This window comes from Streptomyces sp. NPDC059456 (assembly GCF_042750055.1).
GTDB lineage: Bacteria > Actinomycetota > Actinomycetes > Streptomycetales > Streptomycetaceae > Streptomyces.
On the sequence record NZ_JBHYVA010000372.1, the window covers coordinates 1 to 8,138 of the forward strand.

At 75.3% G+C, this 8,138-nt stretch carries 6 protein-coding genes; 2 read left to right on the plus strand and 4 right to left on the minus strand.

Annotation, left to right across the window (positions count from 1 at the left end; genetic code table 11):
* Positions 1 to 51: 51 nt before the first annotated feature.
* The 3 genes from ACFXA3_RS27100 to ACFXA3_RS27110 are packed head-to-tail and all read right to left on the minus strand — an operon-like array spanning position 52 to position 2,589.
* Positions 52 to 291: a hypothetical protein gene (locus ACFXA3_RS27100; RefSeq protein ID WP_385190967.1), complete on the minus strand. Its 240-nt coding sequence runs from the start codon at positions 289 to 291 to the stop codon at positions 52 to 54.
* 20 nt (positions 292 to 311) lie between these two features.
* Positions 312 to 2,351: a 4-alpha-glucanotransferase gene (locus ACFXA3_RS27105; protein ID WP_385190968.1), complete on the minus strand. Its 2,040-nt coding sequence runs from the start codon at positions 2,349 to 2,351 to the stop codon at positions 312 to 314.
* A gap of 22 nt (positions 2,352 to 2,373) precedes the next feature.
* Positions 2,374 to 2,589: a hypothetical protein gene (locus ACFXA3_RS27110; protein ID WP_385190969.1), complete on the minus strand. Its 216-nt coding sequence runs from the start codon at positions 2,587 to 2,589 to the stop codon at positions 2,374 to 2,376.
* A 224-nt stretch (positions 2,590 to 2,813) separates the two neighbouring features.
* On the opposite strand from ACFXA3_RS27110, the gene ACFXA3_RS27115 reads away from it, so the two are divergent.
* Entirely contained in the window at positions 2,814 to 5,879 is a 3,066-nt protein-coding gene (locus ACFXA3_RS27115) for a beta-N-acetylglucosaminidase domain-containing protein (protein WP_385190971.1), read from the plus strand.
* A gap of 209 nt (positions 5,880 to 6,088) precedes the next feature.
* Here the strand turns inward: ACFXA3_RS27115 and ACFXA3_RS27120 are convergent, their stop codons facing one another.
* Entirely contained in the window at positions 6,089 to 6,628 is a 540-nt protein-coding gene (locus tag ACFXA3_RS27120) for an HNH endonuclease (protein WP_054226780.1), read from the minus strand.
* 262 nt (positions 6,629 to 6,890) lie between these two features.
* On the opposite strand from ACFXA3_RS27120, the gene ACFXA3_RS27125 reads away from it, so the two are divergent.
* Positions 6,891 to 7,982: a mechanosensitive ion channel family protein gene (locus tag ACFXA3_RS27125; protein ID WP_385190973.1), complete on the plus strand. Its 1,092-nt coding sequence runs from the start codon at positions 6,891 to 6,893 to the stop codon at positions 7,980 to 7,982.
* The last annotated feature ends 156 nt before the right edge of the window (positions 7,983 to 8,138 follow it).

Genomic DNA, 8,138 nt, shown 5'->3' on the forward strand with positions numbered 1-8,138 from the left:
GCGTGCGGACCCCCGGCGCCCCGGAAGTCTGTCGGGTACTGCCCCGCGGGGTCAGCCCTGGCTCTGCTGCTTGCGCGACTTGTCCGTCACGATCACGAGACCCGCGATGATCACGAACAGCGCGATCGGCGTGAAAACGTACAGGCCGAGGGTCTGGGCAATGCTCAGGCCCGGACCCGGGTCGTCACCGTCGTCGCGGGTCAGCGCGAGGGCGGGAGACGTCATCAGCAGCATCATCAGCGTCGATCCGGCCGTGACGGCGCCGGCGCGCAGAGCGTTCTTCTTGTCCACGGTGCAAACGTAGCGAACACCTAAACGCGGCGCGCGCCCGGGGGTGCCGTACGGGCGCGCACCCCCTCCCGCACCGCTCCCAGCAGGGCGTTCGCCCGGGGCGAGGCCGTCAGCGCCTCCAGAGTCAGCGGCCGGCCCGCCTGGTCCGCCACCGGCAGCCGCCAATTGGGGTACTGGTCCCAGGTCCCCGGCAGGTTCTGCGGCCGCCGGTCGCCCACCGCGTCGGGCAGCCACACCCCGACCAGCCGGGCGGGGGTGCGCAGCAGGAAGCCGTACAGGGCCCGTACGGCGGCCTCCTCGCCCTTGGTGTCCAGGCCGAGCCCCTCCAGGACGTCCAGCCACTGCGCGGTGTCGGCGGCGTCCTCGGCCCGCTCCTGCTCCAGCGGGCGGGTCAGCAGGCCGAGCCGCTCGCGCAGTTCCACATGGGCGCCGGCCAGCTTGGCGGCGGTGGGCGGCAGGTCGTGGGTGGTGGCGGTGGCCAGGCAGTCGGACCGCCACGCCCCGGGGGCGAGCGGCTGCCCGTCGCCCGCCCAGTCCCGCTCGAACCACAGCACGGAGGTGCCGAGCACCCCGCGCCGGGCCAGGGCCCGGCGGACCCGCGGCTCCACCGTCCCGAGGTCCTCGCCGATGACCGGGGCACCGGCCCGGTGGGCCTCCAGCACCAGGACCGCGAGCATCGCCTCGCCGTCGTACGAGACGTACGCGCCCTCGGCGGGCGGGGCGCCCTCCGGGATCCACCAGAGCCGGAACAGGCCCATGACGTGGTCGATGCGCAGGGCCCCCGCGTAGCGGAACACCCCGCGCAGCAGGGCCCGGAACGGCGCGTACCCGGTGTCCGCGAGCCGGTCGGGCCGCCACGGCGGAAGGCTCCAGTCCTGGCCGCGGGCGTTGAACGCGTCGGGCGGGGCGCCGACGCTGACGTGCTTCGCGTGGAGGGGCAGGCCGAAGGTGTCCGAGCCCTTCGGGTGCACCCCGACGGCCAGGTCGTGCACGATGCCCACCGCCATCCCGGCCTCGCGGGCCGCCCGCTGGGCCGCCCGGAGCTGGGTGTCCGTCAGCCAGACCAGCCAGCGGTGGAAGTCGGCCCCCGCTCTCGGGTCGTCGCCGGCGTGGCCGGCGCACCACGTGGCGTGCAGGTCCAGCTCCGCGCCCTGCTCGGCACAGAACTCCCGGTAGGCGGACTCGCGTTCCGGTGTGCGCGGGACCGCGTACAGCAGCTCCAGTGCGGCGCGCTTGAGGGCCCAGACGGCGTCCCGGTCGATCAGCGCGCCCTTCTCCATCACCTCACGGCGCAGTTCGCCGCCGCGGGCCGCGAGTTCGGCGAGGGCATCGGGGTCGGGGCAGTCGGCGCACTCGGGGACGTCCTCGATCCGCAGGTGCACCGGATCGGGGAACCGGCGCGAGGAGGGCCGGTACGGGGAGGGGTCGGTCGGGGTCCCGGGCACGGCCGCGTGCAGCGGGTTGACCTGGATGAACCCGATGCCGTGGGTACGGCCGGCCCAGCGGGCGAGCGCCGCCAGGTCGCCGAGGTCGCCCATGCCCCAGGACCGCTCGGAGAGCAGGGAGTACAGCTGGACGAGCAGCCCGTGGGCCCGCCCGGGCGCCGCGGGGGCCCGCTCCGGGGCGACGATCAGGGTGGCGGCCCCGGTCCGGCCGTCGGGGGCCTCGGCGGTGAGCCGGTGCACACCGAGCGGCGGCACCCCGCCCGGGTCCACGGCCGGGTCCACGCCCGGGCCCTCGCCGGGCTCCCCGCCCGGCTCCCAGCCGCCGGCCTCGTCGCCCTCCAGCCGGATCCGGGTCCCGGGCGGCAGCTCGGCCAGCCCGGCGGGCGGTGGTGACCCCGCCCACCACACCAGCACGGGCGGCAGCAGCCGGTGCGCCGCCTCCCGGTCGGCGCCGGCCAGGTGCCCCCGTACGGCCTGCGGGGTGTCGCAGTCCACGCCCAGCTCCCGCAGCACGGCCGTGACGGTGGCCTCCGGGACCCGGACCGTGACGTCCTCGGCGGGCTGGTAGGTGGTGGCGACGCCGTGCAGGGCCGCGAGCCGGGCGAGGTCGTCCATGTGAATACCCGTGTCCTTGTCTCTAGTCGCCTGCGGCCGCGGCCGCGGCGGGCGTGGTCGGTTCGCTCGTCAGCGGGGCCTCGTCGGTGAGCGGGGGCTCGCTGGTCAGGGGCGCGTGGGCGGCACCGGCGAGCGGGGGCTCGCTGGTGAGGGGCCCTTCGGCGGGCCCGGCCTGCGCGGGCAGGTGGGCGAGCGGCGGGGCGGCGGGGGCGGGTCGGTTGCCGGGTGCGGTGTTCACGGCGTTGCTCCTTGGCCTGTAAGGGGTCTGAAGGTGGGTCAGGGACGAGCTCGGGTCAGGGACATGGAACACCGCCGGGACACCGCAGCCATACCCCGTGGGCAGCGGTGCATTCCTGGCGTATCCAGGTCAGAACACCCGCCCGCATTGACACTCCGGGCGCACGGGTGGTGGGCTCGGGGTCATTCGTATGACCGCGGGACGACTCGAGACGAGGGGGCTTCGTGCAGCTCAGGGGCAGGAAGCGGACGACGGCCGCGGCGGTGGCGGTCATCGGGACGCTGCTGGGCGGCGGGGTGTTCGTCATGGCGCCCAGCGCGTTCGAGCTGCCGGGCTCGCCGGCCGTCCCCGGACCGGACCACGGATCCGGAACCGCCGGCGGGACGCGTACGGCCGGACCGGCGTCCGCCACCGCGGCGGGGGGCGCCGGGCCCGTACTCGACCCGGGCGCCGACGCACCGCGAGCGGCCTCCGAGGGTCCGGCCGTGTATCCGCGCCCGCAGTCGATGACCGCCGAGGCGGCGCGCGAGGTACCGCTGGGCCCCGAGGCCGTCCTGGTGGCCGCGCCGGACGCCGATCCGTACGCGGTCGGGCTGGTCCGCACCGCCCTGCGCGCGGCGGGCGTACGGACCCTGCACGAGCCGGCTCCCGGGGCGCCGCTGCCCGAACGGGGCACCGTCGTACGGCTCCAGGGGCCCCAGGCGCAGGAGGCCCTGCGGGCGCTGGGCGCGTACGGGGCGGGGCCCGGTGCCGGGGCCACGGCCGCGGAACTGCCGAACGGCGGCTACCGGCTGGCCGTGGGCAAGGCCGCGGGCCGGGACACGATCGCCCTGGCCGGCGTGGGCGAGGACGGGCTGTTCCACGCGGCGCAGACGCTGCGCCAGGTGCTGGCCTCGGTCGCCCCCGGCGCCGGGAAGGTGCCCGGCGTCCTGGTGCGGGACTGGCCGACCGCACCCGTACGCGGGACCACCGAGGGGTTCTACGGCCAGCCGTGGACCCAGGACCAGCGGCTCGCGCAGCTGGACTTCATGGGCCGGACCAAGCAGAACCGGCTGCTGCTCGCGCCCGGCGACGACCCGTACCGGACGACCGACTGGCGCGAGGAGTACCCGGCGGAGCAGCAGGCGGATTTCCGGGCCCTCGCCGAGCGGGCCCGCGCCAACCGGGTGGTGCTGGCCTGGGCGGTGAACCCCGGGCAGTCGATGTGCCTGGCCTCGGCGGCCGACCGGGCGGCGCTGGCGGCCAAGCTGGACGCGATGTGGGACCTGGGGTTCCGCGCATTCCAGGTGCAGTTCCAGGACGTGAGCTACACCGAATGGGGCTGCCGGGCCGACCGGGTGCGGTACGGGACGGGCCCGGCGGCGGCCGCGAAGGCGCACGCGGAGGTCGCGGGCGAACTGGCGGCGCACCTCGCCGCACGGCATCCGGGCGCGGCACCGCTGTCGCTGATGCCGACGGAGTACCACCAGAAGGGCGCGACCACGTACCGGACCGCCCTGGCGAGCCGCCTCGACGAGCGGGTGGAGGTGGCCTGGACGGGCGTGGGCGTGGTGCCGCGCACCATCACCGGCACGGAACTGGCGGGCGCGCGCGGCGCCTTCGGCCAGCACCCCCTCGTGACCATGGACAACTACCCGGTCAACGACTGGGACCCGGGCCGGGTCTTCCTCGGCCCGTACACGGGCCGGGAGCCGGCGGTGGCGAGCGGCTCGGCGGCCCTGCTGGCCAATGCGATGCCGCAGGCCTCCCTGTCGCGGATCCCGCTGTTCACGGCGGCGGACTTCGCGTGGAACCCGAACGGCTACCGGCCGGGCGAGTCCTGGGCGGCGGCGGTCTCCGACCTGGCCGGGCCGGACCAGGCGGCCCGCCGCTCGCTGGCCGCACTGGCGGGGAACTCGGCCTCCTCGGGGCTCGGCCAGCAGGAGTCGGCGTACCTGCGCCCGCTGGTGGACGAGTTCTGGCGCAGCCGCGCCTCGGGCGACCAGGCGGCCGGGGACCGGCTGCGGGCGGCGTTCACGGCCCTGCGGGAGGCGCCCGCGCGGCTGCCCGGGCTGTCGGCCGAGGCGGGGCCGTGGCTGGAGCGGCTGTCGGCGTACGGAACGGCGGGCGAGCTGGCGGTGGACCTGCTGCGGGCCCAGTCCCGCGGGGACGGGACGGCGGCGTGGAAGGCCTCGCAGGAGCTGGCGGCGGCGCGCAAGGCGCTGGCGGACCCGGGCGCCGCCCGGATCGACAAGGCCGTACTGGACCCCTTCCTGGCACAGGCGGCGGCGGAGGCGGACGCGTGGACGGGAGCGGCCCGCCAGACGGGCACGGTGTCCCGGGAGTCCGACGCGTTCACGGTCACGCTCGACTCGGTGCGGCCGGTGTCGGCGGTGACCGTGATGACGGACCCGTTTGCGCCCGGGAGCCGGGGCGCGGCGGTGGAAGTGCACGTCCCCGGCGAGGGCTGGCGCAAGGTCGCGGACGCGGCGGCGTCGGGCTGGACCCAGGCGGACGTCGGCGGCGTGCGCGCGGACGCGGTGCGGCTGTCGTGGGCGGGGCTGCCGGCCCCGGTCGTGCACCAGGTGGTGCCGTGGCTGGCGGACGGGCCGGAGGCCGGGTTCGAGCTGGCGCAGGCGCTGGACGTGGAGATCGGCGGGGCCGCGCAGGTGGTGCCGGCCCAGCTGACGGCGCTGCGCCCGGGCGGGGTCCACGGACCGCTGGCGGCCGCGGCGCCGCCGGGGATCGAGGTGAAGCTCCCGGCGGAGGCGACGGCTCCGCGGGGTACGCGGGTCACGGTCCCGGTGTCGGTGACGGTCCCGGCGGGCACCCCGGCGGGCAGCTACCCGGTGTCGGTCACCTTCGCGGGGCAGACCCGGACGCTGACCGTCCGGGCGGTCCCGCGGACGGGCGGGCCGGACCTGTTCCGCTCGGCGCGGGCCTCCTCGTCGGGGAACGAGACCCCGGCGTTCCCGGCCTCGGCGGCGGTGGACGGCAACGCGACGACGCGCTGGTCGTCCCCGCCGGTGAACGGCGCGTGGTGGCAGGCCGAGCTCCCGGCGGCGGCCCGGATCGGCAAGCTGGTGCTGCACTGGCAGGACGCTTACCCGTCGGCGTACCGGGTGGAGACCTCGGTGGACGGCGCGACCTGGCGGCCGGCGGGTGCGGTCGCGGGATCCCGGGGAGGCCTGGAGACGGTCCGCCTGGACGCGTCGGCGCCGGCCCGGTTCGTCCGCGTCACCTGTGACGAGCGCGCCACCCGGTTCGGCTGCAGCCTCTTCTCGGCGGAGGCCTACGCCGCCGTCCCGTAGCCGCCGTCCCGTAGCCGGCAGCCCGTGACCGGCGCGGTGACGGCACCCGGACGACCGCCCCGGCACCCGGTCCGGAACCCGCGGACGCCCCGGAACCCGCGGATCTCAGGTCCGGAGGCCTCAGGTCCGGAGGTCTCAGGTCCGCAGGCCTCGGCTCCGGAGGCCTCGGGTCTGGGGGGCCGGGCCTTCGGCTCCGCGGGCCCGGGCGGTCAGGAGGCGGCAGCCGCTCCGATGCGGTCCAGCGCGTCCTCCGCGCCGTAGGGCTGGAGGTAGGGCATCCAGCGCGGGTCCCGGTGCCCCGTCCCGATGATCCGCCAGGCCAGACCGGACGGCGGGGCCGGCTGGTGCCGCAGCCGCCAGCCCAGCTCCAGCAGGTGCCGGTCCGCTTTGACGTGGTTGCACCGCCGGCATGCGGCGACCACGTTGTCCCAGACGTGCTGCCCGCCGCGGCTGCGCGGGATCACGTGGTCGACGCTCGTCGCGACCCCGCCGCAGTACATGCAGCGGCCGCCGTCACGGGCGAACAGTGCGCGGCGGGTGAGCGGAACGGGCCCCCGGTAGGGGACCCGTACGAAGCGCTTGAGCCGGACCACGCTGGGCGCGGGGACGACTCTCGTCGCGCTGTGCAGGAAGGCGCCGGATTCTTCCAGGGAGACGGCTTTGTTCTCCAGGACGAGGACGAGCGCGCGGCGGAGCGGTACGACGCCGAGCGGCTCGTACGACGCATTGAGGACCAGGACGTGCGGCACGGACTGCCTCCTTGTACGTCGGCGGCGCGTGGCTCGCGCCGGGACGATCTGCTCTCCAGTCTCTCCTTACGGCTGGTCGAAGCGCCACCACGCGCCCGTAACGGGTCGGAGGTGTTTTCAACCACACCCGGTTCATCCCCAGGTGAGCCTGGTCTCTCCCTCGAACACGACAACGGGGTCACTGGAATGCCCCGTTAGTGTGGATGGCCTGCCCCGCACACCCCTCTTTGAGGGCAGACCGCTACACCTGGAGGTTCCCGTCGTGCCCTGGCATGCCGCCCTGCTGCCCCTGGCAGCCGACACCCCGGACCCGGCCGCTTCGGTCAAGGAGGCCCACGAGAGCGTCACGAACGCCGCCAGTTTCATCGAGGAGAACTGGGCCGGATGGCTGTACCTGGGCCTGAAGATCCTGCTGATCCTGGTGATAGCGGCCGCGTTCCGCTCTCTGGTCCGCAAGTCGCTGACCAAGCTGATAACGAGGATGAACCGGGGCGCCGAGGCCGTCGAGGGCATGGCGCTCGGCGGGCTGCTGGTCAATGCGGAACGCCGCCGGCAGCGCTCCGAGGCGATCGGTTCGGTCCTGCGCTCGGTGGCTTCGTTCCTGATCCTGGGCACGGCCGGACTGATGGTGCTCGGCGCCCTGGGCATCAACCTGGGCCCGCTGCTCGCGAGCGCCGGTGTGGCCGGTGTGGCGATCGGTTTCGGTGCACGGAACCTGGTGACGGACTTCCTGTCCGGCGTGTTCATGATCCTCGAGGACCAGTACGGCGTCGGTGACAAGATCGACGCGGGGGTGGCCTCCGGCGAGGTCGTCGAGGTCGGCCTGCGCGTCACCAAGCTGCGCGGTGACAACGGCGAGATCTGGTACGTCCGCAACGGCGAGATCAAGCGCATCGGCAACCTCAGCCAGGGCTGGGCGACCGCGGGCGTGGCCGTCCAGGTCAAGCCGTCGGAGAGCCTGACCCGGATCCGCGAGGTGGTCAAGCACGTCGCGGAGAACATGGCGAAGGAGTCCCCGTGGGACGAGCGCCTGTGGGGCCCGGTGGAGGTGCTGGGCCTGGACGAGGTGCTGCTGGCCTCGATGACGGTGAAGGTGTCGGCGCGGACGATGCCCGGCCAGCAGTTCGCCGTCGAGCGCGAGCTGCGCTGGCGGATCAAGGAGGCCTTCGACGAGGCCGGCATCCGGATCATCGGCGGTCAGCCGGCCGTCGACGGCGACGAGGACGAGGCCCCGGCCGACCCGTCGGCCGCCGTGGCCCCGCCGTCGGCGCTCGCCAACCCGTCCTCCCCGCAGTCCCTGGCCACCAGCCCGATCCCGGCGCCGGCCGCCGGCAGCCCCCGGATCACCAAGTAGCGCTCCCTCCTCCTCCGCTTCACGCTGCTGCCCCCGCAGGTTCATTTCTGCGGGGGCAGCGGCGTTGAAACGGGGCCCCCCCCCACACGCAACTTTACAAACACTTACTGTCCCCGGCGGGGGCCCATTTAGGGGAGAGAGCGCTATCTCGCGCCC